Raw genomic sequence first — 23,781 nt, 5'->3', positions numbered from 1 at the left:
AGCATCGGCGGCCGCGGCCCGCGCCACATCCGCCGGAATACTCAGGGACGTACTCACCCCGGACACGTGCTCAGAAGGCGGAGACCCCGGTCAGGGAGCGGCCGATGAGCAGCTTCTGGATCTGGCTGGTGCCCTCGTAGAGGGTCATCACGCGGGCGTCCCGCAGGAGCTTGCCGGCCGGGTACTCGTCGATGTAGCCGTAGCCGCCGAAGACCTGCAGGGCGTTGTTGGCGGCGCGGACGGCGGCCTCGGAGGCGAACAGCTTGGCCTTGGAGGACTCGACGGCGAACGGCTGCCCGCGGTCGATGAGGTCGGCGACCCGCCAGGTGAGCAGCCGGGCCGCGTCCACGTCGACGGCGATGTCGCTGATCAGCTCCTGCACCAGCTGGTGACGGGCGATGGGCTTGCCGAACTGCTCCCGCTCGCCGGCGTATCCGACGGCCGCGTCCAGCGCGGCCTGGGCTATGCCGACGCAGCCGGCGGCCACCGACATGCGCCCCTTGGCGAGCGCGGACATGGCGACGGAGAAGCCCTTGCCCTCCTCCCCCAGCATCGCCGAGGCGGGCACGCGGACGTCCTGCAGCACCAGTTCGGCGGTGGCCTGGCCGCGCAGTCCGAGCTTGCCGTGGACGGTGCGGCGGGTCAGGCCGGGGGTGTCGGTGGGCACCAGGAAGGCGCTGACGCCCTTGTGGCCGGGGGCGTCGGTGGAGCGGGCGAAGAGGAGGACGACGTCGGCCCAGGTGCCGTTGGTGATGAACATCTTGCTGCCGTTGATCACGAAGTCGTCGCCGTCGCGCACGGCGCGGGTGGTGAGGCTGCCCGCGTCGGAGCCGGTGCCGGGCTCGGTGAGGCCGAAGCAGCCCACGTACTCGCCCGCGGTCAGCCCCGGCAGCCAGCGCCGCTTCTGCTCCTCGGTGCCCCGGGCGGCGATCGTCTTGGCGACCAGCCCCAGGGAGACGGAGACGATTCCGCGGACGGACGAGTCGCCGCGGCCCAGTTCCTCGGTGACCAGGCAGTACGCGAGATGGTCCCCGCCCGAGCCGCCGTACTCCTCGTCGACGGTCAGCCCGAGGAAGCCGACCTCGCCGAGCTTCTTCACGATGCCCCGGTCGACCTCCTCGGCCCGGTCCCAGGCCACCACGTGCGGGGCGATCTCGCGCTCCACGAAGTCCCGGGCGAGCTGCCGTACGGCGGTCTGCTCCTCGCTGAGCCCCAGATGCACCACGCGATCACCCACACCCGATAGATCTTGAAAGCCGTACATTTAAATTAGCACTGCTAGTTTCCAGTCGCAGCCCTACTATGTGCGCCATGGCCCGACCGCGCAAGCCCCTCCTCAGCACCGACCGGATCGTCGAGACGGCCCGGGACCTCGTGGACCGGGAGGGCCTGGCGGCCGTCTCCACCCGCCGGCTCGCCGCCGAGCTGGGGGTGAGCGGGCCCTCGCTGTACAACCACTTCGCCACCAAGGACGAGATCCTGGAGGCGGTCGCGGACTCGGTGAGCGGGCTGGTCGACCTGTCGATGTTCGAGGACGGGCGGGAGTGGCGGACCGCGCTCCACGACTGGGCGGTCTCCTACCGGGCCGCCCTGCGCGACCACCCGAACATCGTCCCGGTCCTCGCGCGCGGGCCGGGCCGCCGCCCCGCCGCGCTGCGGCTGGCCGACGCGGTGTACGGCGCGATGGTCGACGCGGGCTGGCCGCCGGCCCAGGCGACCTCCATCGGCGCGCTGATGCGGTACTTCATCATGGGCTCCGCCCTCGGGTCGTTCGCCGGGGGTTTCGTGGACGACGCGAGCGCGTACGACCCCGCCGACTACCCCCACCTGGGCCAGGCGCATCTGCTCGCCGAACAGCAGGAGAAGGTCGACGAGCGGGCCTTCGAGGCGGGGCTGGCGGCACTGCTGGACGGCCTGGCGCAGCAGTACGAGCAGGTGCGGCAGAGCACGCGGCGATGATTCGGCGCCGGCCGAAGTGTCCGTGCGGCACGCTGGACGGCATGACCGCGAAAGACCCCCGGGCCGCGCCCCTCGCCTCGCTCGCCTCCCTGATCGCCGACGAGAGCCGGGCCGCGTGTCTGCTGGCGCTGCTCGACGGCCGGGCGTGGACCGCGGGTGAGCTGGCCCGGCACGCCGGGGTCGCGGCGTCGACGCTCAGCGAGCACCTGGGCAAGCTGGTGGCCGGCGGCCTGATCGCGGAGGAACGGCAGGGCCGTCACCGGTATGTGCGGCTGGCCGACGCGAGCGTGGCGCAGTTGGTGGAGGACCTGGCCTCGCGACTGCCTCCGGCGGCCGGGCGTCCGGTGCGCGGCCTGCGCGAGTCGAGTGCCGAATCGGCCATGGCGCGCGGCCGGACCTGCTACGACCATCTCGCCGGGCGGCTCGGGATCACGATCACGGACGCGCTGACCCGGCGGGGGCTGCTGCGGCAGGACACGGGGTTCGCGCTCACGGACGCGGGGGTGGAGTGGTTCGGTGCGGCGGGTATGCGGCTCGACCCGCCGGGCCGGCGCCCGCTGGCCCGCGCGTGCCTGGACTGGACCGAGCGGCGCCCGCATCTCGCGGGGGTGGCGGGGGCCGCCCTGTGCCGGCACGCGCTGGAGGCCGGGTGGTGCGTGCGGGTGGGCTCCGCCCGGGCCGTGAAGGTGACCCCGTCGGGGGAGCGGGAGCTGTCGGCGTTGCTGGGGATTCCTTCCAGTGCCCTGTCCTGAATTCGGCCGGCAGGGGGCGGGTGCTGTCACCGGCCCGGCGCGGGTCGTTCGTGCCCGCTCGCGCCCACGCGGCGGAGCCGCCCCTGCGACTGCGCCGCGTCCGAAATCCGCCGGTCCGGCATCCGGCCGGTATCTAACCTCGGGAGCATGATGAACGTCGCCGCACGTCACCGCCTGTTGCCCGCCGGCGCCGCGATCGTGACCGTCGTCCTGTGGGCGTCGGCCTTCGTGGCGATCCGCAGTGCCGGGCACGAGTACTCCCCCGGGGCGCTGGCCCTGGGCCGGCTGGCGTCGGGGGCGCTCGCCCTGGGAGTCATCTGGGCCATACGCGGGGAAGGGCTGCCCCCGAGAGCCGCCTGGCGCGGGATCCTGCTGTCCGGGCTGCTGTGGTTCGGCTTCTACATGGTCGTCCTGAACTGGGGCGAGCAGCAGGTGGACGCCGGTACCGCGGCCCTCGTCGTGAACGTCGGCCCGCTGCTGATCGCGCTGCTGGGCGCCCGGCTGCTCGGCGATCCGATGCCGCCCAGGCTCCTGGCGGGGATGGCGGTGTCGTTCGCGGGCGCGGTCACCGTGGGGCTGTCGATGTCGGGCGGGGGCGGGTCCTCGGTGCTCGGTGTGGTGCTGTGTCTGCTCGCCGCGGTGGCGTACGCCGCCGGTGTCGTCGCGCAGAAGCCGGCCCTGGCACACGCGAGCGCCGTGCAGGTGACGACGTTCGGGTGCCTGGTCGGGACGATGGCGTGTCTGCCGTTCGCCGGGCAGCTGGTGCACCAGGCGGCGCACGCGCCCGTGTCGGCCACCCTCGGCATGGTCTACCTGGGTGTCTTCCCGACCGCGCTCGCCTTCACCACATGGGCGTACGCCCTCGCCCGCACCACGGCCAGCCGGATGGGCGCGACGACGTACGCGGTGCCCGCGCTGGTCGTGCTGATGTCGTGGCTGGTGCTCGGCGAGGTGCCGGGCGCGCTCACGCTCGTCGGCGGTGTGCTGTGTCTCGCCGGTGTGGCGGTGTCGCGGTCCCGGGCGCGCACCGGCCGTACGGCCCGGGTCGCGGCCGGACCAGAGCCGCGACCCGAGCAGGTGCCCTGAGGCCTCCGCGCCTCAGAACACCACCAGCGCCCGGCCGCCCTTGCCCGCGAGCATGTTCTCGAAGGCGGCCGGGATGCCTTCGAGGGCGATCCGCTCGGTGACCAGCGCGGAGAGGTCCAGGCGGCCCTCCCGTACATGCTCGGCGAGCACCGGCAGGTCGCGGGCCGGGTCGGTGTTGCCGTAGACGCAGCCGGACAGGGTACGGCCCCAGTGGAAGATCTCCAGGGCGTTGAAGGTGACCTCCTGGTCCTTGCCGCCGATGCCGACGACCGTCGTGCGGCCGCCCCGGCGGGTGGAGTCCCAGGCCGCGCGGATGCTGACCGCGCGGCCCACGCACTCCACGGCGACGTCGACGCCCTGCTTGCCCGTGAGGGCGCGGATCTCGCGGGAGGTCGTGTCCGAGGCGACGACGTAGTCCGTGGCGCCGGCCGCCCGGGCCAGCTCCTCCTTCTCGGGGGACACGTCGACGGCGACGATCCGCGACGCCCCCGCGATCCGGGCCGACTGGAGAGTGGCGAGGCCGACCCCGCCGGCCCCGAACACGGCGACGGTCTCGCCGGGGCGGACCTGCGCCGAGTGGTGGACGGCGCCGTAGCCGGTGAGGACGGCGCAGCCGAGGAGGGCGGCGTCCACCAGGGGCACCCCGTCCGGCAGGGGCAGCACGCAGGACGCGGAGACCACCGTCTCCTCGGCGAAGGCGGCCACGTTCAGACCGGGGTGCAGGTCGGTGCCGTCGGTGGTGCGGGCGTAGACGTCGGCGGCGCCGTTCAGGGCGTTGGCGCACAGCCAGACCTCGCCGAGCGTGCAGGCGTGGCAGCTGCCGCAGGACGGGGCCCAGTTGAGGACCACGGAGGCGCCGGGCGAGACGTGGGTGACGCCCTCCCCGACCGCCACGACCGTGCCCGCGCCCTCGTGGCCGAGGACCGCCGGGGCGGGCACGCGCATGGTGCCGTTGGACAGGGACAGGTCGGAGTGGCAGACGCCGGCGGCGGCGAGGCGGACCCGGACCTGCCCGGGACCCGGTTCGGGCAGCTCGATGCCGGTGATCTCCAGCGGGGCGCCGATGGCGGGCAGGACAGCGGCTCGTACGGCCATGACTCGCGTACTTCCTTAGAACTGGAGGGACTTGGTCTGCAGGTACTCGGCGAGCCCGTGGGCGCCGAGTTCCCGCCCGACCCCGGACTGCTTGTAGCCGCCGAAGGGGGCCAGGGGGTTGAACCGGCCGCCGTTGATGTCGACCTGGCCGGTGTCCATGCGGCGGGCGAAGGCGACGGCCTCGGCCTCGTCACCGGCCCAGACGGCGCCGGCGAGACCGTACACCGTGCCGTTGGCGATGCGCAGGGCGTCCTCCTCGTCCTCGTAGCGGAGGATGGTGAGGACCGGGCCGAAGATCTCCTCCTGGGCGACGGTCATGTCGGGGGTGACGTCGGCGAGGACGGTCGGGCTGACGAAGTAGCCCTTCTCGTGCGGGGTTTCGGTGCCGCCCGCGACCAGGCGGGCGCCCTCGGCGACGCCCTGCTCGATGTAGCCGCGCACCCGCGCCCGCTGCTTGGCGTTGACGACCGGGCCGATGCGGTCGCCGTACTTGGCGGCGGCGCCGGCCGCCAGCTCGACGGCCTCGGCGTACCGGTCGCGGTGGACCAGCATGCGGGTCCAGGCGCTGCACGTCTGGCCGGAGTTGGACATCACGTTGGCGACACCGACGTGCACCGCCTTGGCGAGGTCGGCGCTCGGCAGGATGACGTTGGCGGACTTGCCGCCGAGTTCGAGGGCCACCTTCTTGACGGCCGCGCCCGCCGCGGCGCCGATCCGCCTGCCGACCGCGGTGGAGCCGGTGAAGGAGACCAGGTCCACGCCCGGGTGTTCGGCGAGGGCCTGGCCCGCGACCGGACCGAGCCCGGTGACCAGGTTGAAGACACCGGCGGGGACGCCCGCCTCGTGCACGGCCTCGGCGAAGAGCTGTGCGGTGAGCGGGGTGTCCTCGGCGGGCTTGAGGACGATCGTGCAGCCCGCGGCGAGGGCCGGGGCGACCTTGGCGACGATCTGGTGCAGGGGGTAGTTCCAGGGGGTGATCGCGCCGACCACGCCCACCGGCTCGTGCAGGACGGTGGAGTTGCCGACCTTCTCCTCGAAGGGGTGGCCGGCGGCCAGCTCGGCATAGGAGCCGGCGACCGCGATCGGCACGCCCGCGTGGACCGTCCGCGAGAACTGCAGCGGGGAGCCCAGCTCGGCGGTGACCGTCTCGGCGATCTCGTCCTTGCGCGCCACCAGGGCGTCCCGGAGGGCGGCGAGGCGTGCGGCGCGCTCGGCCGGGGGCGTGGCCGCCCAGCCGGGGAGGGCGGCGCGGGCCGCGCGGACTGCGGTGTCGACGTCCAGCGCGGACCCCGCCGGGACGTGGCCGATGACCTGCTCGTCGGCCGGGTTCACGACCTCTATCACGTCCCTGCTCTCGGCGGGGCGCCATGTGCCGTCGATGTACAGGCCGTCGTGTGCCTTCATGCTGCTTCCTCCCGGCGGGTCCGCGTCGTCCGGCACACAAACTAGCGGCGATAGTTTTTGCGCGCCAGACGCATCCGGGACTCATCATCGCCGGGCCGGCGGCCGCTCACTCCTCCAGGTCGGGCAGCCGGTCGGGGGACGGGCAGATGCGCTCGCCGTGCCGGTCGAAGACGAAGAGGTGGGCGAGGTCGACGAGGAGCGGGACCTGCATGCCGTGGTGCAGCCGGAGGTCCGGGGTGGTGCGGACCACCAGGTCGCCGGGGAGGCGGCCCTCGGCGGGGGCGGGCTCGGGCTCGGTGTCGGCGGGGTGTTCGAGCACCACCACCGGCCCCGCGCGCAGCGACCCCGCGCGCTCGCGGAGCCGGTCCAGCATGTTCGGGCTCTGGCTGCGCCGGCGGCGCGCGGGCCGGGCGGCCGCGCGCGGGGCCTCGAGTTCGGGTACGACGGCGGGGCATGAGCCGGTGTTGAAGTGGACGAGGACCTCGTGCCCCTGGAACTCCACGTGCTCGACCAGCCCGGTGAGCGGCACCTCGCCGGGCCGGGCGGAGCCGTGCTCGGCGATGCGGACGGCCTCCGAGCGCAGCCCCACGATGACCTCGCGGCCCTGCTGCACCCGCAGCAACTGGTGGTCCAGGCTGAGCGGTTCGGGCAGGCGCAGGTACTGCTTGCCCAGGCTGACGGTCATGGCGCCGTCCAGCGGGGCGCGGACCAGTCCGCGCAGCAGGTTGATGCGCGGGATGCCGATGAAGGCGGCGACGAAGACGTTGCGGGGCAGCGCGTAGACCTCGCGCGGGGTGCCGACCTGCTGGAGCACTCCGCCGCGCAGCACGGCGACCCGGTCGCCGAGGGACATCGCCTCGGCCTGGTCGTGGGTGACGTAGACCGTGGTGACCGCCAGTTCGCGGGTCAGCCGGGATATCTCGGCGCGCAGGTGGTTGCGGAGTTTGGCGTCCAGATTGGACAGCGGCTCGTCCATCAGGAAGGCGGAGGGGTGGCGGGAGATGGCCCGGCCCATCGCGACCCGCTGCCGCTCGCCGCCGGAGAGCTGCCCGGGGAAGCGGTCGAGCAGGTCCTCGATGCCCAGCATGCGGGCGGTGGCCGTGACGCGCGGGCCGGGGTCGGTGCCGGGTGCCTCGATGCGCAGTGGGAAGCCGATGTTGTCGCGGCTGGTCATGTTCGGGTAGAGCGCGAAGTTCTGGAACACCATCGCCATGCCCCGCTCGGAGGGCTGCCAGTGGTTGGCCGGCTCGCCGTCGAGCAGCAGTGTGCCCTCGTCGATGTCCTCCAGGCCGGCGATCATCCGCAGCACGGTGGACTTGCCGCAGCCGGACGGGCCGAGCAGGACCAGGAACTCGCCCGGCGCGATGTCCAGCGAGAGCCGGTCCACCACGCGGGGGCCGCGTGCGTAGGACTTGTTCACGTCGTGCAGAGAGATGGCGCGTGTCATTGGCTGCCGCCCCCCGGGGGCTGTCCGGAGCGCCGCTGCTCCGTGGTCGAAGGCCCCGCGCGGGTCGTACGGGGCTTGTGAGTCACGGAAGTTAACGGAATGTGCCCGGCCGGGGGAAGACATGGCACACCGTGCTCCGTCGCGGCGCAGGCAGCCGCGGAAACGGAGGATGCGGTTCGGGCCGGCGCGGTCCGTTCGCCGTCCCCGGTCACTTCGTCGCCGTCAGGTGGGCGAAGACCACCACGTTGCTGGTGTAGCCCGTCCGCCGGCTGAAGAGACCGCCGCAGGTCAGTACGCGCAGTTCGGGGCGCCGGCTCTGGGCGTAGACCTCCTCGTCCGGGAAGTCCGTCTTGTCGAAGACCTTCACCTGGTCCACGGTGTAGACGGCGGTACGGCCGTCCGCGCGCCCGGCCTCGATGAGCTTGCCGGGGGTGACCTGGGCGAGCGCGGCGAAGACGGCGGGGCCGGTCGTGGTGTCGCGGTGGCCGACGGCGATCGCGGTGCCCGGTTCGCCCGGGGTGGGACCGCCCTCGTACCAGCCGACCAGCTGGGGCCTGTCGACCGGTGGCGTCTGCAGATGCCGGTCCTGGTCGAGCCGGAGCGCCGTGATCGGGGCGTCGACGCCCAGCGAGGGGATGCGCAGGGACGTCGGCCGCGACCGGGTCAGCGGGCGGGGCGGGGGCGCCGGAGCGCCGGAGGGAGCGGCGCCGTCCGCACCGGAGCCGCCATGGCCCGCACCCCGCCCGTCGGCACGGGAGGCGTCGGGGCCGCCCGCCCGGGCGGCCCCGGGGGGCGTGCCGTGTCCCCCGCACCGGCCCACCGCCAGCACCAGGGCGACCACGAGCGCGGCGGTCCTGGCGAGGCGGTAGGCGCGGGTCCGGTACCAGGGCCTGCGTCTGCGCCTACGCGGCACCATGGGGCCGCCGGCGGATCAGCCGGACGTACACGGCGCCGCACACGGCGACCAGACCGACGGCCGCCGCGGCGGTCACCGGCGAGTACGCGGCCGCCCTGTCGATGAGACCGCCGCCGCCCGCGTGCACACCGCCCTTCGGGCCGTCGTGGTCGTCCTGGCCTGCCCAGGAGCCGTTGTTCTGGTCGTTCTGCTGGTGGTCCTGACCGTTCTGCCGGTGGTCCTGGCCGTTTTGCTGGTGGTCCTGGCCGTTCTGCTGGTGGTCCTCGATCTGGCCGCCGGGCGCCCCGTCCAGCTTGCCGTCGTGGCAGTTGACGCGGAAGACCTTGTCCTTCACGGCGGGCGGTGTGCCCACGGTCCAGCTGACCTTGTACTGGCCGTCCGCGAGACCCAGCGGATCGGTGTGCCCCGCACCCGCGGCCAGCTGCATGGTGCCGGTGACGGTGGCGGCGGTGGCCAGCGGGGGCTGCGGAGTGATGGTGTACAGGACCGTGGTGAGCGTGTCGAAGTTGACGGCCTCCAGATAGAACCTGCAGACCACCGGATCGTCCTTGGCCGATCCGACGAGCGCCGCTCCGTTGAGATGCCGTTCGTCGTGGACCCTGATGTCGCCGTTCTCCCCCTGGGCCACCGCGCTCGGCGCCGCCACCCATGACGCACCCGCCGCGGCGAGAGCGGTGAGGACGACAGTGGCGCCCGCGCGGGGGCCGACGGCACGTGGGAGTGACAGGGTGGGCATGGGCAGTCCTCCGAGTTAGACGATTTTCATACAAATCGCTCTTTCGCCTGGACTCTGCTTCATGGGCCGCTCAGCCCCCGGCAGCGACGCCCGGCGCGCCGTCAGATATCGCTCGTGCGGCGCAATCCCGGCCGTTTCGGCCGCTCCCCCGTCACCCGTCCGGCCCCTTCCAGGGGACGCCCCGGCGACCGCAGGGCGGCACCCGAGGAGACCAGCAGCAGCGCCCCCAGCATCACGAACGGCGCCGCCACGCCCGCCGCGCCCGCGACCAGGCCCGCGGCGGCGGGGGCGGCGACCTGGCCGAGCCGGTTGCCGGTCAGCCGCAGGGCGAGCGCCGTGGAGCGGGCGTCCTCGGGGGCGGCCTGGACCACCGTCGTCATCGACAGCGGCTGCCCCACCCCCAGGCAGAACCCGAGGACCGTGAAGATCGCGCCGAGCACCCACACCGGCACCGGCAGCGCCACCCCGGCGCACAGCACCGCCGCCAGGAGACAGGTCGCCGTGAGCAGCACCGGCCGGCCGAGCAGCCGGAGCAGCGGGGTGAGGGCGAGCCGGCAGGCGATGGTGGCGCCGGCCCGCAGGCCGAGCAGGACGCCGACCACCGACGGGGCGATGCCCCGGTGTTCGCCGACCACCGGGAGGTAGGCGGTGAGGATGTCGGTGGCGGACAGGACGGACAGGCTGACGAGCATGCCCGCGGGCACGCCGCGGGCGCGCAGGATGCCGCCGACCGGCACCCGGGAGCCCCGCGGCGCACGCGCGCCGACGGCCGTACGGTCCTCGATGCGCCACAGCGAGGTGAACGCGACGGCCGCGCCCGCGCCCGCCACGACCAGCGCGAGCGCGCTGCTGCGGGCCATGTCCGGCCCGCCGATCAGGGCGCCCGCGGCGACGGGGCCGATCAGCTGCCCGAGGGAGGCGCCGATGGTGAAGTGCCCGAAGTTGCGGTCCTGTTCGTGCGGCGCGGACTGCCGGGCGACCAGCGACTGGGCGCCGATCACGAAGCAGAGGTGGCCGAGTCCCATCACCCCGCTCCACAGGGCCATCGCCCACAGGGAGTTCACCAGCCCGCTGAGCGCGCAGCCGCCGGCGATGAGGACCACGCCCACCGGGAGCAGGGGCGCGCAGCGGCCGTGGTCGGTGCGGCGGCCGAGGGGGACGGCGGCGAACAGCGGGAGCAGGGCGTAGACGCCCGCGATGACACCGACCGCCCGCTCGTCGGCGCCCAGCGCGAGGGCCCGGTAGGAGACGGCGGGCCGGGCCATCGACACCGCCCCCTGTGCGCAGCCGAAGGCGATGACGAGGCGGAGCAGCCAGCCGCGGTTCCCACCGGGCGCCATGGGGTGTACCTCCTTGAGGTGTTCAGATGATGCCGAAGAGGATTCCGGCCCCGAGCACCACCAGGGACGTCAGCGCCGCCCACTTGACCACGAACCGGGTGTGGTCGCCGAACTCCACCTTGGCCATGCCGACCAGGACGTACACGGCGGGCACGAGGGGACTGGACATGTGCAGGGGCTGTCCGACGATCGAGGCCCGGGCGATCTCCAGCGAGGAGACGCCGTGCGCCTGGCCCGCCTCGGCGAGCACCGGCAGGATGCCGAAGTAGAAGCCGTCGTTGGACATGAAGTACGTCAGCGGGATGCTCAGCACGCCGGTGACGAGGGCCATGTGCGGGCCCATCCCGGCGGGGATGTTCTCCACCAGCCAGGCGGCCATGTGGTCGACCATGCCGGTGCCCTGCAGGACGCCGGTGAAGACGGCCGCGGCGAAGACCATGCCGGAGACGTTGAGGACGTTCTCCGCGTGGGCGGCGATCCGGGCCTTCTGGTCCGGCATGTGCGGGAAGTTGACGGTCAGGGCGAGGGCGGCGCCGAGCAGGAACAGCACCGGGATCGGCAGCCACTCCATGATCATGGCGGTGAGCAGGGCGACCGTCAGCAGCGCGTTGAACCAGTACAGCCTCGGGCGCAGGGTGGCGCGGTGCGGGTCGAGCCCCTGGAATCCCTCGTCGTCCCCCTCGGGCAGGTCCGCGCCGGTACCGGAGCCCGAACCGCCGGTGCGCGCCGGGGACTTCCCGGTGCCGGCGCCCACCAGGACGGTCTCCTTCTCCTCCACCAGCGCCTCGTCCAGCGTGAGCACGCCGAGCCGCCGCCGCTCGCGGCGGCCGAGGACGTACGCGAGGACGAGGACGGACAGCAGGCCCACGGCCAGGGCCGGGATCATCGGCACGAAGATGTCGCTCGCGTCGACCTTCAGCGCGGTGGCGGCACGTGCGGTCGGCCCGCCCCACGGCAGCGTGTTCATCACGCCGTTGGCCATGGCGGCGACGCCGGTCATCACGACCAGGGACATCTTCAGGCGCTTGTACAGCGGGTACATCGCCGAGACGGTGATCATGAAGGTGGTGGAGCCGTCGCCGTCGAGGGAGACGACCGCGGCGAGGAGGGCCGTGCCGATGACGATGCGCAGCGGGTCGGCCCTGCAGAACTTCAGGATGGCCCGCACGACCGGGTCGAAGAGGCCGACGTCGATCATCACACCGAAGTAGACGATCGCGAACATGAGCATCGCCGCGGTGGGCGCGAGGCCGGTGACGCCGTCGATGACGTAGTCGCCGAGCTCGGCGCCCTTGCCGACGCACACGCAGAACAGCGCGGGAATCAGCACGAGCGCCGCGATCGGCGACATCTTCTTCAGCATGATCAGGACCAGGAAGGTCGCGATCATGGCGAAGCCGAGGATGGTCAGCATGAAAATGGATACCTAACGTTCGCCCTTGAACATCCCACCTGGGGGTCGGCGGTGCGTTGACGTTAGGTCCCGTCGTCCGGCGTCAGCAAGAGGTCGACGCGCGAGCAATAAGCGCGAAAGTCCAGGTCACAGGCTTGCGGCTACGACGACGGGGATGCCGTTGAGAACCGCGTTGCCCGAGAGCGGGTCCAGCAGGCTGCCGTCGAGGAGCTGGTTGACGTTGACCCCGGGGGCGGTGGCCGCGTGGCCGAGACGGGTGCCGGGGCGGTCGTGGCCCCAGCCGTGCGGCAGGCTCACCACACCCGGACGGACGGCGTCGGTGACCTCGGCCGGCGCCACCACCTCTCCCCCGGCGCCCTTCACGCGTACGTCCGCCCCGTCGCGGACGCCGAGCCGGGACGCGTCCTGCGGGTGGATGTGCAGGGTGCAGCGGTTGCTGCCGCCGGTGAGGGCGGGCACGTTGTGCATCCAGCTGTTGTTGGACCGCAGGTGGCGGCGGCCCACGAGGACCAGTCCCGCGGGCCGCTCGTCCAGGGCCCGGCGCAGCCGGGGCAGGTCGGCGGCGATCGGCCCGGGCAGCAGCTCGGCCTTGCCGCTGCGGGTCCTCAGCGGCTGGGGCAGCCGCGGGCGCAGCGGGCCGAGGTCGATGCCGTGCGGGTGGGCGAGCAGCTCGGCGAGGGTGAGCCCGCCGGGCCGTGCGCCGAAGCCGTCGCCGTACGGGCCGAGGCGCAGCATCATGTCCAGCCGCCGCTCGGGGCCGGTGTCGCCGGTGAGCAGGCCGGCGAGCTCCTTCGGGTCGCGGCCGTGCACCGGGGAGTGCTCCTGCGTCACGGCCTTGCCGAGGGTCTGGTCGACGACCATCGCGTCGACGGCGGACGGGTCGGCGCCGTGCATGCCGGTGGCGGCCAGGATCAGCCGGGCGAGGATCTCGGACTCGGCCATCCGGCCGGGCTCCAGCGGGACCGCGGGGCGGGTGTAGCGGACCTGGTTGCGTATGGCGAGGGTGTTGAAGGCGAAGTCGTGGTGCGGGCTCTGCGACGGCGGGGGCGGCGGGAGGACGACGTCCGCGTGGCGGGCGGTCTCGTTCAGGTAGGGGTCGACGCTGACCATGAAGTCCAGGGACCCCAGGGCCTTGTCGAGGCGGTCGCCGTCGGGCGCGGACAGCACCGGGTTGGCGGCGACGACGATCAGCGCGCGGACCGGTTCGCCCTCCTCGGTGGCGGTGTCGATCTCCTCGGCGAGTGCGGACAGCGGCAACTCGCCCTTGGCCTCCGGCAGTCGCCGCACCCGGGAGTGCCAGCGGCCGAGTGCGAACCCGTGGCCGGGGCCCGCCGGGCGGGGTGTTCTGTCGGTGGCCGCCAGCGGGAAGAGGGCGCCGCCCGGCCGGTCCAGGTTGCCGGTGAGGACGTTGAGGACGTCGACCAGCCAGCTCGCCAGGGTGCCGTGCGGGACGGTGCAGCTGCCGATGCGGGCGTAGACGGCCGCGGTGGGGGCCGCGGCCAGCTCGCGGGCGAGGGTGCGGATCAGCTCCGCGTCGACGTCACAGGCCCCGGCCACGGCTTCCGGGGTGAAGTCCGCCAGCGCGTCCCGCAGTTCGTCGGTACCCTGCACGTGCGGGGCGAGGTCCTTCAGGTCCACCAGGTCTTCCGCGAAGAGCACGGTCGCCATCGCCGCGAGCAGCAGGGCGTCGGTGCCGGGGCGGATCGCCAGGTGCCGGTCGGCCAGCCGGGCGGTGCGGGTGCGGCGCGGGTCGACGACGGTGAGCCGGCCGCCGCGGGCCTTGAGGGCCCTGAGCCGGCCGGGGAAGTCGGGGGCGGTGCACAAGCTGCCGTTGGACTCCAGGGGGTTGGCGCCGATGAGGAGCAGATGGTCGGTGTGGTCCAGGTCGGGCACCGGGATGGCGTGGGCGTCGCCGAACAGCAGCCCGCTGGAGACGTGCTTGGGCATCTGGTCGACCGTGGAGGCGGTGAACAGGCTGCGGGTGCGCAGGGCGCCGAGCAGGACGGGCGGGTACAGCGCGCCGGCCACGGTGTGCACGTTGGGGTTGCCGAGGACGAGTCCGACGGCGTCCGGGCCGTACCGCTCCACGACCGGGCGCAGGCCGGCGGCGACGGCGTCGAAGGCCTCCTCCCAGGTGGCTTCGCGCAGCGCGCCGTCCTTGCGGACGAGCGGGGTGCGCAGCCGGTCGGGGTCGGAGTCGACGGCCCCGAAGGAGGCGCCCTTGGGGCAGATGAAGCCCTTGCTGAAGACGTCCTCACGGTCGCCGCGGGCACCGGTGACACGGCTGCCCTCGACGGTGAGGGTCAGCCCACAGGTGGCCTCGCACAGGGGGCAGATGCGCAGGGCGGTGCGGGACACGGGTCCTCCCGGGGGTCGGCGGCGGCGCAGGACGAGCGCGGTCCGGCTCGGAGCGAGCATACCGACCGGTATGCATGGAGGGGAGCCCATCGGTGGAACGTTCCGTCGGGAAGGGGGCGCCGGCGGGTGTCCGGCCACTTCAGTCGAGTACGCGCCCCAGGTACGCCCGCAGCAGCTCCCGCGTCTCGGTGATGATCGCCTCGTCCCCCTGCGGATCCGTCCGGAAGGCCAGCTGGACGAGGGTGTCGGCGCTCTCCACGGCGACCAGGAAGACCCGGCGCAGACCGTCGTCGGGGCGGCGGCCGAGGTAGCCGGCGAGCAGCGCGGTGAGCCGGTCGGCGACGCGGGTGTTGGGCTCGGCCTGGCGGGCACCGACCGGTATCTGGTTGCCGAAGTCGACCAGGGAGAAGCCCGGCGCGGTGCGCTTCATGTCCAGGTACTCGTCCAGGACGGCGTCCATCGCGGCCCGCCAGTCCCCCGCGCGCGCCGCCTTCAGCCGCTCGGTGACCTGCTCGACGTACCGCTCCAGATTGCGCTGGGCGAGGGCGTCGGCCATCTGCCGCTTGTTGCCGAAGAATCGGTAGACCGAGCCGATGGGCACGCCGGCGCGCTGGGCGACCGCCCGCGTGCTCAGGGCGTCGTAGCCGACCTCGTCGAGGAGTTCGGCGCACGCGTCGAGGATTCTGGTCAGCCGTTCGGCACTGCGCCGCTGGACGGGCGCACGGCGGAGGGATGTCGCGTCGGGCACGGGCTTCATGATGCCTTTCCGCCGGGGTCGGGTGAAGCTCACCCCTCAGTACGCGCAAGGGTGGCCGGTGCGCTCATCCGCCGGTCCCCCCGGCCGCGGCGCTCACCGACGGCCGCGCCGGCGCCGGGCCCGACACCGTGATGTCGGCGGTGCGCTGGACGGGCTTGCCCTGGACGGCCCACACCGTGCCGTCGTCGGCGTACAGGCGCGCGGTGACGTGGTGGGTGCCGCGCGGCACCAGGCGGGCGGGCAGGTGGTACCCGTGGGTGCGCAGCCGGGCCACGCGGCGGCCGTCGACGAAGAGGTAGGCGAGCCCCCGGCCGGTGACCGGCGCGGGCCTCGCGCCGGGCGGGGAACAGCGGAAGTGGCGGAAGGTCAGCCGGACGTCCCAGCCGCCGTGGGCGTCCGGGGTGACCTCGACGCCCACCTCGGGCGCGTTCTCCCCGGTGACCTCGCGCAGATGCCGGCCGGTCTCGTCGGTGCCGTCCAGGACCTTGCCCACCGGGGACGGCGAGGCCGTGCCACCGGGGTCCCGGTCCTCGGTGCAGCCCGCGGCGGTGAGCGGCAGCAGGACGCACACCGCGAGCGCGGCGAGTGATCTGCGCGTCCACGACATGCCCCGGAGAGTAGAACAGCGCTCCGTCACCCCGAATCCCCCTGAAGTCTGGTTCCGCTCGTCCCCCGGGCGGAGGAGAGCGGGACCTCTTGCGCCCGGCCGCACTCATTCCTACGGTGATGCATAGGAATCAGGGACGCAAGGGAGCGATCATGAGCGGGGACGCGCGGAAGACCGCCGAGGGACTGTCGTATCTCACGGGGTTCGGCAACGAACACGCCTCGGAGGCGGTGCCCGGCGCCCTGCCCGAGGGCCGCAACGCGCCGCAGCGGGCACCGCTCGGGCTGTACGCGGAGCAGCTGAGCGGTTCGGCGTTCACCGAGCCGCGGGCGCACAACCGCCGCTCCTGGCTGTACCGCATCCGCCCGTCGGCCGCGCACCCGGCGTTCACCCGCACCGACAACGGCGCGATCCGCACGGCCCCCTTCACCGAGGCGGTGCCCGACCCCAACCGGCTGCGCTGGAACCCGCTGCCCGAGCCCCCGGCGGGCACCGACTTCCTGGCCGGCCTGTGGACGCTCGGCGGCAACGGCGACGCGACCCAGCGCACCGGGATGGCCGTGCACCTGTACCACGCCAACGCCTCGATGGAGCGGGTCTTCTCCGACGCCGACGGCGAGCTGCTGATCGTGCCGGAGCGCGGCGGGCTGCTGCTGCACACCGAGTTCGGCCGGCTCCATGTGGAGCCCGCCCATGTGGCGCTGATCCCCCGTGGGGTGCGCTTCCGTGTGGAGCTGCTGGACACCGCGTCGGACGGCGGGCAGAGCCCGACCGCCCGGGGCTACGTGTGCGAGAACTACGGGGCGCCCTTCCAGCTCCCCGACCTCGGACCGATCGGCGCCAACGGCCTCGCCAACGCACGGGACTTCCGGGCGCCGGTCGCCGCGTACGAGGAGGCGGACGGGCCGGTGGAGGTGGTGAACAAGTTCTGCGGCAACCTCTGGACGGCCACCTACGACCACTCCCCCCTCGATGTGGTCGCCTGGCACGGCAACCATGTGCCGTACGTCTATGACCTTCGCCGGTTCAATGTGATCGGCAGCATCTCCTACGACCACCCGGACCCGTCCATCTTCACCGTACTGACCTCCCCTTCGGACACCCCGGGCCTGGCGGGCGTGGACTTCGTCGTCTTCGCCCCGCGCTGGCTGGTGGGCGAGGACACCTTCCGGCCGCCGTACTTCCACCGCAACGTGATGAGCGAGTACATGGGTCTGATCGAGGGCGCCTACGACGCGAAGGCCGAGGGCTTCGTGCCGGGCGGCGGCTCGCTGCACAACATGATGTCGGCGCACGGCCCGGACCGGGAGACCTTCGACAGGGCGAGCGCGGCCGAGCTGAAGCCGCAGAAGATCGACGACGGGCTGGCGTTCATGTTCGAGACCCGCTGGCCGGTGACCCTCGCCCCGCACGCGGCGGGGGCCGGCCACCTCCAGCGGCGCTACGACGACGTGTGGCGCGGCCTGGAGCGGCATTTCCGGGCGTGACCGTCCGTTGCGCCGAACGTTCTCCGACAGGTACGGATAGCCGTGTGACCTCCTTCGCTCCGGATTCGATCGTCCTGAACCGCAAGCTGCCGCTGTGGTACCAGGTGTCGCAGTCGCTGCGCGCCTCGATACTCGGCCGCTCGCCGCAGGACCCGCTGCGCCTGCCCACCGAGGAGCGGCTGGCGGAGCACTACGGCGTGAGCGTGCTGACCATGCGGCAGGCGCTGAAGGAGCTGGAGGACGAGGGGCTGATCAGCAGGCACCGGCGGCGCGGCACGTTCATCGAGCCGGACGTCCGGCGCGGCGCCCCGGTCCGCCTGCTCGGCTCGGTGGACGCGATCGTGGCCCAGCAGTCCGGGATGACGACGGAACTGCTGGACCACGGCCACGTGCCGGTGCCGGCCGCGCTCGCCGAGTACTTCCCGGACCTGACGGAGGTGGCGGCGTACCACCGTCTGCGCAGCGACGAGACGACCGGCGAGCCGACCAACCACGCCGTCAACCACGTCCGCCCCGAACTCGCCGCCCGCGTCGACCTGGAGGACCTGGTCCGCTGGCCGATGACCAAGGTGCTGCGGGACGTCGTCAAGGCGGACATCAGCCGGATCACGGACACCGTGGAGGCCCGGCTCGCCGACCCGGAGACCGCCCGGCTGCTCCAGGTCCCGCTGCTCAGCCCGATCCTGCACTACACGGGCGTGACGTACGACGCCGCGGGCCGGGTGCTGGACGTGGCGGTCATCCATTACCGGGGGGACCGGTTCTCGTTCACGGTGACCTTGGACGCCACCTGAGCCGGGTGCCGCCGGCAGGCCGTACCATGCCCAGCGTGACGCACGACGACGCTCCGCCGCTGGCGGACCTCATGCCGTGGTCCGTCGCACCGCTGCGGCTGGGCCGCGCCTGGCCGACGGCGCCCGACCCGGCCTGTCTGCGGGCCCGCTGGGACGCCCTGCTGAAGGCCGAAGGGCCGGACCGGGAGGCCCTGTTCGAGCCGACCCGTGCCCGGGGCCTCGACTCGGCGGTCGGTCAGCTGCCCGGCCGGTCCACCGGTACGCAGCGGCTCGCGCGGGCCGAGGGGCCCTGCGCGGAGCCGGTACGCGTGCTGGCGGCGCCCTTCGACGAGCAGTGGCTGATCCCGGACAACCGGCTGCTCGACGCGGCCCGCCCGGAGCTGTGGCGGGTGGCGGACGAGCACCAGGTCTTCACGGTGGAGACCGGCGCCGAGGACCCGCTGCTCGCCACGTCGCTCCTGCCCACCCTGCGCACCGGCCGCGTCCGCCCGCTCTACCGGCGCCCCGGCGGCACGGAGCCGAATCTGGCCCCCGGTCTGCTGGAACACCTCTCGGCGCGGCTGGGCGAGCGTCCGGCGGCCGTGGACGTGCTGGCCTGGATCCTGGCGGCGGTCCGCCCCGACCTCACGGTCCCGCTCACCGGCGACCCCGGACTCTGGTCGGCCGGCGTACAGGTGGGCCGGCGGATGCTGTGGCTGATGCGCCGCGACGGGGAGCGCCCGAAGCTCCCGGGAGGCCGCCGTCCCTACGTGCGGGCGCCCCTGCCGAGCCGGCCCGCCCAGGTCCGGTACGACCCCGACGAGGAGACCCTGCACCTCGACGAGGGCCGCGTCTCCCCCGTCCCGCCCGAGGCCTGGGAGTACGAGCTCGCCGGGGTCCGGGTCCTTCAGGCCTGGTTCGCGGCCCGTACCGCCCCGGGCGAGCCGGGCACGCTGGCCGCGATCCGTCCGGCGGCCTGGCCGCAGGGCTGGACGTCGGAGCTGCTGGAGCTGATCACGGTCCTCTCGCTGCTGGCGGAGGTGAGGGCTCGCCGGGCCGGGCTGCCGTTGGCGTCACCGCTCACGGCGGCCGGCCTGCGCGATGCGGGCGTCCTCCCGCCGCCGCCCTCCGCCCGCCGCCCCGCCTCGGTCCTGGACCACCTCGAAGAGGGTCCGGAGGGCCAGTTCGCCCTGCTCTAGCGGCGTGCGGGGCTCGCCGGCTCGCCGAGATCGGCGGCCACGGCCCGTACGCCCGGCGGCACCTGCCCGTCGCCGACGCGCCGGGCGACGGCCGTCACCCTCTCCCCGGCCCCCACCGGCCCGGTGACCAGTGCCCGTCCGACGTTCCCCGTGGCGCCCGTGACAGGGCGGCCCGGAGCCGTGCGACGTCCTCGGCGTCCTTCGCCCGGCGGGGGCGGGAGGGGTCCCAGACGGGCATCATGCGCTTGATCTCGATCTGGGCGGCGGGGCCGACGATCGCCGCCTCCAGAGCGCCGATGCGTCCCGGTTGGGCGTCGAGCAGCCCGTCCGGCCAGGGGGTGCCGGCCCAGGGGCCGCCGGCGACGACGACCCTGCCGGCCGCGTCCCGGTCGACCAGGGTGAAGCTGCTGTCCAGCCCGTCCTTCACGAAGTCGAGCTGGAGGCCGGGCGGCGGCCCGGGCACCGGCGCGTGCCCGAGCCGGGTGAGCACGCCGGCGAGACGCGCCGCGTCCCGCGCCCAGGCGAACCAGTCGATGTCCCCGTGGTCGCGGGTGACCTCGCCGAGGAAGAAGTCCATGGCCCAGCCACCGCGCAGCCACAGCGGGATGCCGTGCTCGCGGGCCGCCGCCGACACCTCGGCGACGAGGGCGAGTTGCCGCGCGGCGCGCTCCCGGTTCACCGGCCGCCGCGCTCGGGACCGAAGGCGTCGAGGAGGCGCTCAAGCGCCCGCTGGAACACCGCCTCCAGATCGATCGGTCCCGCGTCCTCGGCGAACGCCGCCGCCATCCGGGGATACGCCCCGGAGGCGACCTGACGGCCCAGGTAGGCACCGCGCACCGCGTTCTCCTCGTCCTCCGTCCACGGCAGCGCCCGGGCCCGCTCGGCGGTGTCGAGTTCGTTGCGGACGTAGGTGGTCACGATGCCGTTCAGCATCGCGATCAGTTCGAGCTTGGTGCCGTAGCGTGCCTGAAGCGGGTCCAGGCAGGCCAGGCAGTGCTCCAGATAGCGCAGGGCGTGCGGGCTGAAGCCGTAGACGGGGGACATCAGGCGCGGGAGCCACGGGTGCCGGTGCATCAGCTCGCGGGTCTGGCGGGCCACCCGGAGCATGTCGGCCCGCCAGTCGCCGCTCGGCTCCCACGTCTCGTGCTGCGCGCTGACCGCGTCCACCATCAGCTCGTGGAGGTCCTCCTTGCGGGGGACGTAGTTGTACAGCGACATGGTGCCGCAGCCCAGCTCGGCCGCGACGTGCCGCATGGACACCGCGTCGAGCCCGCGCGCGTCGGCGATGCGGACGGCCGCCGCCGCGATGTCGTCGCGGGTGTACGCCGGCTTCGGCCCCCGCCCGGTGCGCTCGGGACGCGCCCAGATCACCTCGGGAACGGCCCCTCGGACTGCCATCGGTCATCACCTCGGCCACCATCCTAGTTACGTACAGCGTACGTAGTGCGGTATGGTCACGCCATGACGACTACGTACGCTGTACTTAGTGAGGGGCTGCGAAAGCGCTTCGGCACCGTGCACGCCCTGCGGGGCCTGGATCTCGCCGTGGCCGAGGGGACGGTCTGCGGTCTGCTCGGACCCAACGGCGCCGGGAAGACGACGGCCGTACGGCTGCTGACCACGCTGCTGCGGCCCGACGGAGGCTCGGCACGGATCGCCGGGCACGATCTCGTCCGGGAGGCCGCCGCCGTGCGGCGCCGGATCGGGGTCACCGGGCAGTACGCCTCGGTCGACGGGGACCTCACCGGCCGGGAGAACCTGCGGCTGTTCGCCCGGCTGCACCGGGTGCGCGGACCGGCCGCCCGGGCCGACGAACTGCTGGAGCGCTTCGGGCTGGCCGACGCGGCCGACCGCAGGGCGTCGGCCTACTCGGGCGGCATGCGGCGCCGCCTGGACCTCGCCGCGAGCCTCGTCCGCCGGCCCGACGTGCTCTTCCTCGACGAGCCGACCACCGGCCTCGACCCGGCCGGCCGCAGCCGCATCTGGCAGGCGGTGCGCGAGCTGAAGGCGGACGGGACGACGGTGCTGCTGACCACGCAGTACCTGGAGGAGGCCGACCAACTGGCCGACACCGTCGCCCTGATGGACCGGGGCCGGGTCGCGCACACCGGCTCGCCCGCCGAGCTCAAGTCGCTCATCGGGTCGTACGCCGAGGCCGTGGTCGCGGACGGTGCGGCCCTGCCGCGAGCGGCTGCCGTGCTCGACCGGCTGACCGGCGGCGAGCCGGTGTTCGACCACGAGCGGCACGCCGTCGGCGCGCTCACCACCGACCCGACCCTGACCCTGCCCCGCCTGGTGCGCGAACTCGACACCGCGGGGGTGCCGTTGCTCGACGCGAGCCTGCGCCCGCCCACCCTCGACGACGTGTTCCTGCGGCTCACCGGGCAGCCCGCCGACAGCAGGGAGCCGGTCGCATGAGCGCGTCGGCGTACGACGGACTGGCGATGACGGGCCGGCATCTGCGCCGTGTCCGCAACAGCCCCGGCCTGGCGATCCTGACCCAGATGATGCCGGTCAACATGCTGCTGTTCTTCGGCTACGTGTTCGGCAGCGCGCTGGCCATGCCCGGCCGCGAGTACCGGTCCTTCCTGGTCCCGGGGCTGCTGGTGGCGACCGCGGCCGGCGGGCTCATGACCGGCATGTTCCACGCCGCCGCGGACACGCACCGGGGCGTGATGGACCGGTTCCGCACGATGCCGGTGAGCCGGGCCGCCGTACCGCTCGGGCAGGCGGTGGCGGATCTCGCCGTCACGGCCGTCGGCACCGTGCCGCTGCTGCTGGTGGGGCTCGCGGTGGGGTGGCGGATCCGGGGGTCCGCGACCGAGGCCGCGGGAGCCGTGGGACTGCTGCTGTTCTTCCGCTTCGCCTGCACCTGCGCCGGGATCTTCCTCGGGCTGCTCACCCGCAGCGAGGACGCGGCCGGCCAGCTGGGCGCCTCCTCCTTCGTGCTGCCGCTGCTGTCCGACGCCTACATCCCGACGGACAACCTGCCCGGCCGGCTGCGCGCCCTCGCCGAGTGGAACCCGATCAGCGCGGTGACGACCGCCCTGCGGGACCTGTTCGGCAACGCCCCCGTTCCGGACGGCGCCGCCTGGCCGGTGGCGCACCCGGTCGCCGGGTCGCTCGCCTGGTGCCTCGCCCTGACGGCGGTCTTCCTGCCGCTCGCGGTACGCCGGTACTCCGCCGGGGAGCGGTGACGGGGTACTGACAAACCCGCCGGTCACGGGCCATGATCCGCTCATGGATCAGCCCATGGACCAGCAGCCCCTGCCCCTGGAGGGCCTCACCGTCGTCGCCGTCGAACAGGCCGTGTCCGCGCCCTTCGCGACCCGGCAGCTCGCCGACCTGGGTGCCCGGGTCATCAAGGTGGAGCGGGTCGACGGCGGCGACTTCGCGCGTGGCTACGACACCGCGGCGGGCGGTCTCGCCTCGCACTTCGTGTGGTGCAACCGCGGCAAGGAGTCCCTCGCCCTCGACCTGAAGGACCCGCGCGGCCTGGCCGTCGTACGGCGGCTGACCGCCGACGCGGACGTGTTCGTGCAGAACCTCGCGCACGGCGCCGCGGCCCGGCTGGGCCTGGACGCGGCCACCCTGTGCGCGGCGCATCCCCGGCTGATCGCCGTGGACATCTCCGGGTACGGCTCCTCGGGCCCGTACGCGGACAAGCGGGCGTACGACATGCTCGTGCAGTGCGAGGCGGGGCTCGTGTCGGTGACGGGCACACCGCGGCAGCCCGTCAAGGCGGGCGTCCCGGCGGCGGACATCGCGGCGGCCATGTACGCCTTCTCGGGCGTGCTGGCGGCGCTCGTGCGGCGGGGGACGACCGGGCGGGGCGGCCCGGTGGAGGTGTCCATGCTGGAGGCGCTGGCCGAGTGGATGGGACATCCGTTGCACCATGCGATGCACGGAGGTGAGCCCCCGGCGCGCACCGGCCTCGCGCACGCCGTCATCGCCCCGTACGACGCCTATGCGACGGCGGACGGCGGGCGGGTGCTGCTGTCGGTGCAGAACGACCGTGAGTGGCGGCGGCTGGCCGAACAGGTCATGGGCCGGCCGGAACGGGCGACGGACCCGGCCTTCGCGACGAACGCGGCGCGGGTGGCCCACCGGGAGCGGACCGACGAGCTGGTCGCCGGGGCGCTGGGCGTGCTGGACACCGAGGAGGCGCTGGCCCGGCTGGAGAAGGCGGGCATCGCCTGCGCGCGGCTACGGGATCTGCGCGAACTGGAGGAGCATCCGCAGCTGGCGGCCCGGGAGCGGTGGCGTGAGGTGGGGTCGCCTGTCGGGCCACTGAAGGCGCTGCTGCCTCCCATCACGCTGCCGGGCGGGGACGAGGCGCGGATGGGGGACGTGCCCGCGCTCGGGCAGCACACCGGGGCGCTGCTGCGTGCCGTGGGGATGACGGACGAGGAGATCGCAGCGTTGCGCCGGGACGGTGTGGTGGCCTGAGC

At 73.7% G+C, this 23,781-nt stretch carries 22 protein-coding genes; 9 read left to right on the top strand and 13 right to left on the bottom strand.

What is annotated here, in order from left to right; genetic code table 11:
- Positions 1-70 precede the first annotated feature (70 nt).
- Complete coding sequence (locus AB0N17_RS11470) at positions 71-1,222, bottom strand: acyl-CoA dehydrogenase family protein (RefSeq protein WP_366011081.1); 1,152 nt, start codon at positions 1,220-1,222, stop codon at positions 71-73.
- 89 nt (positions 1,223-1,311) lie between these two features.
- On the opposite strand from AB0N17_RS11470, the gene AB0N17_RS11465 reads away from it, so the two are divergent.
- From AB0N17_RS11465 to AB0N17_RS11455, 3 genes are all read left to right on the top strand, one after another.
- On the top strand, positions 1,312-1,959 hold the full coding sequence (locus tag AB0N17_RS11465) for a TetR/AcrR family transcriptional regulator (protein ID WP_366010971.1): 648 nt from the start codon (positions 1,312-1,314) through the stop codon (positions 1,957-1,959).
- A 41-nt stretch (positions 1,960-2,000) separates the two neighbouring features.
- Complete coding sequence (locus tag AB0N17_RS11460; RefSeq protein WP_366010969.1) at positions 2,001-2,711, top strand: winged helix-turn-helix domain-containing protein; 711 nt, start codon at positions 2,001-2,003, stop codon at positions 2,709-2,711.
- A 150-nt stretch (positions 2,712-2,861) separates the two neighbouring features.
- Positions 2,862-3,797, top strand: a complete 936-nt coding sequence (locus tag AB0N17_RS11455) for a DMT family transporter (protein WP_366011080.1) — start codon at positions 2,862-2,864, stop codon at positions 3,795-3,797.
- 12 nt (positions 3,798-3,809) lie between these two features.
- Here the strand turns inward: AB0N17_RS11455 and AB0N17_RS11450 are convergent, their stop codons facing one another.
- From AB0N17_RS11450 to AB0N17_RS11405, 10 genes are all read right to left on the bottom strand, one after another.
- Positions 3,810-4,892: a Zn-dependent alcohol dehydrogenase gene (locus tag AB0N17_RS11450; protein ID WP_366010968.1), complete on the bottom strand. Its 1,083-nt coding sequence runs from the start codon at positions 4,890-4,892 to the stop codon at positions 3,810-3,812.
- 15 nt (positions 4,893-4,907) lie between these two features.
- Positions 4,908-6,296 (bottom strand): aldehyde dehydrogenase family protein, encoded by a 1,389-nt coding sequence (locus tag AB0N17_RS11445; protein ID WP_366010967.1) that lies wholly within the window; start codon positions 6,294-6,296, stop codon positions 4,908-4,910.
- Positions 6,297-6,402: 106 nt separating this feature from the next.
- Positions 6,403-7,743 (bottom strand): ABC transporter ATP-binding protein, encoded by a 1,341-nt coding sequence (locus AB0N17_RS11440; protein ID WP_366010966.1) that lies wholly within the window; start codon positions 7,741-7,743, stop codon positions 6,403-6,405.
- A 208-nt stretch (positions 7,744-7,951) separates the two neighbouring features.
- Positions 7,952-8,659: a class F sortase gene (locus AB0N17_RS11435; RefSeq protein ID WP_366010965.1), complete on the bottom strand. Its 708-nt coding sequence runs from the start codon at positions 8,657-8,659 to the stop codon at positions 7,952-7,954.
- Entirely contained in the window at positions 8,646-9,395 is a 750-nt protein-coding gene (locus tag AB0N17_RS11430; RefSeq protein WP_366010964.1) for a hypothetical protein, read from the bottom strand. Before AB0N17_RS11430 ends, AB0N17_RS11435 begins: the two co-directional genes overlap by 14 nt.
- A 101-nt stretch (positions 9,396-9,496) precedes the next feature.
- Complete coding sequence (locus AB0N17_RS11425) at positions 9,497-10,735, bottom strand: MFS transporter (protein ID WP_366010963.1); 1,239 nt, start codon at positions 10,733-10,735, stop codon at positions 9,497-9,499.
- Positions 10,736-10,757: 22 nt separating this feature from the next.
- Positions 10,758-12,149, bottom strand: coding sequence for a citrate:proton symporter (locus tag AB0N17_RS11420; protein ID WP_366010962.1), 1,392 nt, complete (start codon positions 12,147-12,149; stop codon positions 10,758-10,760).
- Positions 12,150-12,275: 126 nt separating this feature from the next.
- Complete coding sequence (locus AB0N17_RS11415; RefSeq protein ID WP_366010961.1) at positions 12,276-14,507, bottom strand: molybdopterin oxidoreductase family protein; 2,232 nt, start codon at positions 14,505-14,507, stop codon at positions 12,276-12,278.
- A 139-nt stretch (positions 14,508-14,646) separates the two neighbouring features.
- Positions 14,647-15,264, bottom strand: a complete 618-nt coding sequence (locus tag AB0N17_RS11410) for a TetR/AcrR family transcriptional regulator (protein ID WP_366010960.1) — start codon at positions 15,262-15,264, stop codon at positions 14,647-14,649.
- Positions 15,265-15,328: 64 nt separating this feature from the next.
- The gene (locus AB0N17_RS11405) at positions 15,329-15,871 is read right to left on the bottom strand and encodes a hypothetical protein (protein WP_366010959.1); all 543 of its coding nucleotides are present in this window, start codon (positions 15,869-15,871) and stop codon (positions 15,329-15,331) included.
- A 152-nt stretch (positions 15,872-16,023) separates the two neighbouring features.
- On the opposite strand from AB0N17_RS11405, the gene hmgA reads away from it, so the two are divergent.
- Genes hmgA through AB0N17_RS11390 form a run of 3 tightly spaced genes read left to right on the top strand, consistent with a single transcriptional unit; the run spans position 16,024 to position 19,330 of the window.
- Positions 16,024-17,358: a homogentisate 1,2-dioxygenase gene (hmgA, locus tag AB0N17_RS11400; RefSeq protein WP_366010958.1), complete on the top strand. Its 1,335-nt coding sequence runs from the start codon at positions 16,024-16,026 to the stop codon at positions 17,356-17,358.
- A gap of 44 nt (positions 17,359-17,402) precedes the next feature.
- Positions 17,403-18,152: a GntR family transcriptional regulator gene (locus tag AB0N17_RS11395; RefSeq protein ID WP_366010957.1), complete on the top strand. Its 750-nt coding sequence runs from the start codon at positions 17,403-17,405 to the stop codon at positions 18,150-18,152.
- 26 nt (positions 18,153-18,178) lie between these two features.
- Positions 18,179-19,330 (top strand): type ISP restriction/modification enzyme, encoded by a 1,152-nt coding sequence (locus AB0N17_RS11390; protein ID WP_366010956.1) that lies wholly within the window; start codon positions 18,179-18,181, stop codon positions 19,328-19,330.
- A 94-nt stretch (positions 19,331-19,424) separates the two neighbouring features.
- Here AB0N17_RS11390 and AB0N17_RS11385 read toward each other — a convergent pair whose 3' ends face one another.
- Positions 19,425-20,009: an aminoglycoside adenylyltransferase gene (locus AB0N17_RS11385; RefSeq protein WP_366010955.1), complete on the bottom strand. Its 585-nt coding sequence runs from the start codon at positions 20,007-20,009 to the stop codon at positions 19,425-19,427.
- Positions 20,006-20,728, bottom strand: a complete 723-nt coding sequence (locus tag AB0N17_RS11380; protein WP_366010954.1) for a TetR/AcrR family transcriptional regulator — start codon at positions 20,726-20,728, stop codon at positions 20,006-20,008. The genes AB0N17_RS11385 and AB0N17_RS11380 overlap by 4 nt, the downstream gene beginning before the upstream one ends.
- Before the next feature lie 63 nt (positions 20,729-20,791).
- On the opposite strand from AB0N17_RS11380, the gene AB0N17_RS11375 reads away from it, so the two are divergent.
- From AB0N17_RS11375 to AB0N17_RS11365, 3 genes are read left to right on the top strand one after another with little or no spacing between them, the layout of a single operon-like run.
- Entirely contained in the window at positions 20,792-21,748 is a 957-nt protein-coding gene (locus AB0N17_RS11375; RefSeq protein WP_366010953.1) for an ATP-binding cassette domain-containing protein, read from the top strand.
- On the top strand, positions 21,745-22,527 hold the full coding sequence (locus tag AB0N17_RS11370; RefSeq protein WP_366010952.1) for an ABC transporter permease: 783 nt from the start codon (positions 21,745-21,747) through the stop codon (positions 22,525-22,527). The genes AB0N17_RS11375 and AB0N17_RS11370 overlap by 4 nt, the downstream gene beginning before the upstream one ends.
- Before the next feature lie 43 nt (positions 22,528-22,570).
- Positions 22,571-23,779: a CaiB/BaiF CoA-transferase family protein gene (locus AB0N17_RS11365; protein ID WP_366010951.1), complete on the top strand. Its 1,209-nt coding sequence runs from the start codon at positions 22,571-22,573 to the stop codon at positions 23,777-23,779.
- The last annotated feature ends 2 nt before the right edge of the window (positions 23,780-23,781 follow it).

It is taken from the genome of Streptomyces sp. NPDC051133 (genome assembly GCF_040682635.1).
GTDB lineage: Bacteria > Actinomycetota > Actinomycetes > Streptomycetales > Streptomycetaceae > Streptomyces.
This window is presented reverse-complemented; position numbering and strand designations above follow the sequence as displayed.

Excerpts from the sequence above, each read along its gene's own strand:
- AB0N17_RS11465 (WP_366010971.1), top strand. The coding sequence starts at position 1,312 with ATGGCCCGACCGCGCAAGCCCCTCCTCAGCACCGACCGGATCGTCGAG.
- AB0N17_RS11460 (WP_366010969.1), top strand. The coding sequence starts at position 2,001 with ATGACCGCGAAAGACCCCCGGGCCGCGCCCCTCGCCTCGCTCGCCTCC.
- AB0N17_RS11455 (WP_366011080.1), top strand. The coding sequence starts at position 2,862 with ATGAACGTCGCCGCACGTCACCGCCTGTTGCCCGCCGGCGCCGCGATC.
- AB0N17_RS11450 (WP_366010968.1), bottom strand. The coding sequence starts at position 4,892 with ATGGCCGTACGAGCCGCTGTCCTGCCCGCCATCGGCGCCCCGCTGGAG.
- AB0N17_RS11445 (WP_366010967.1), bottom strand. The coding sequence starts at position 6,296 with ATGAAGGCACACGACGGCCTGTACATCGACGGCACATGGCGCCCCGCC.
- AB0N17_RS11440 (WP_366010966.1), bottom strand. The coding sequence starts at position 7,743 with ATGACACGCGCCATCTCTCTGCACGACGTGAACAAGTCCTACGCACGC.
- AB0N17_RS11435 (WP_366010965.1), bottom strand. The coding sequence starts at position 8,659 with ATGGTGCCGCGTAGGCGCAGACGCAGGCCCTGGTACCGGACCCGCGCC.
- AB0N17_RS11430 (WP_366010964.1), bottom strand. The coding sequence starts at position 9,395 with ATGCCCACCCTGTCACTCCCACGTGCCGTCGGCCCCCGCGCGGGCGCC.
- AB0N17_RS11425 (WP_366010963.1), bottom strand. The coding sequence starts at position 10,735 with ATGGCGCCCGGTGGGAACCGCGGCTGGCTGCTCCGCCTCGTCATCGCC.
- AB0N17_RS11420 (WP_366010962.1), bottom strand. The coding sequence starts at position 12,149 with ATGCTGACCATCCTCGGCTTCGCCATGATCGCGACCTTCCTGGTCCTG.
- AB0N17_RS11410 (WP_366010960.1), bottom strand. The coding sequence starts at position 15,264 with ATGAAGCCCGTGCCCGACGCGACATCCCTCCGCCGTGCGCCCGTCCAG.
- AB0N17_RS11405 (WP_366010959.1), bottom strand. The coding sequence starts at position 15,871 with ATGTCGTGGACGCGCAGATCACTCGCCGCGCTCGCGGTGTGCGTCCTG.
- hmgA (WP_366010958.1), top strand. The coding sequence starts at position 16,024 with ATGAGCGGGGACGCGCGGAAGACCGCCGAGGGACTGTCGTATCTCACG.
- AB0N17_RS11390 (WP_366010956.1), top strand. The coding sequence starts at position 18,179 with ATGCCCAGCGTGACGCACGACGACGCTCCGCCGCTGGCGGACCTCATG.
- AB0N17_RS11380 (WP_366010954.1), bottom strand. The coding sequence starts at position 20,728 with ATGGCAGTCCGAGGGGCCGTTCCCGAGGTGATCTGGGCGCGTCCCGAG.
- AB0N17_RS11375 (WP_366010953.1), top strand. The coding sequence starts at position 20,792 with ATGACGACTACGTACGCTGTACTTAGTGAGGGGCTGCGAAAGCGCTTC.
- AB0N17_RS11370 (WP_366010952.1), top strand. The coding sequence starts at position 21,745 with ATGAGCGCGTCGGCGTACGACGGACTGGCGATGACGGGCCGGCATCTG.
- AB0N17_RS11365 (WP_366010951.1), top strand. The coding sequence starts at position 22,571 with ATGGATCAGCCCATGGACCAGCAGCCCCTGCCCCTGGAGGGCCTCACC.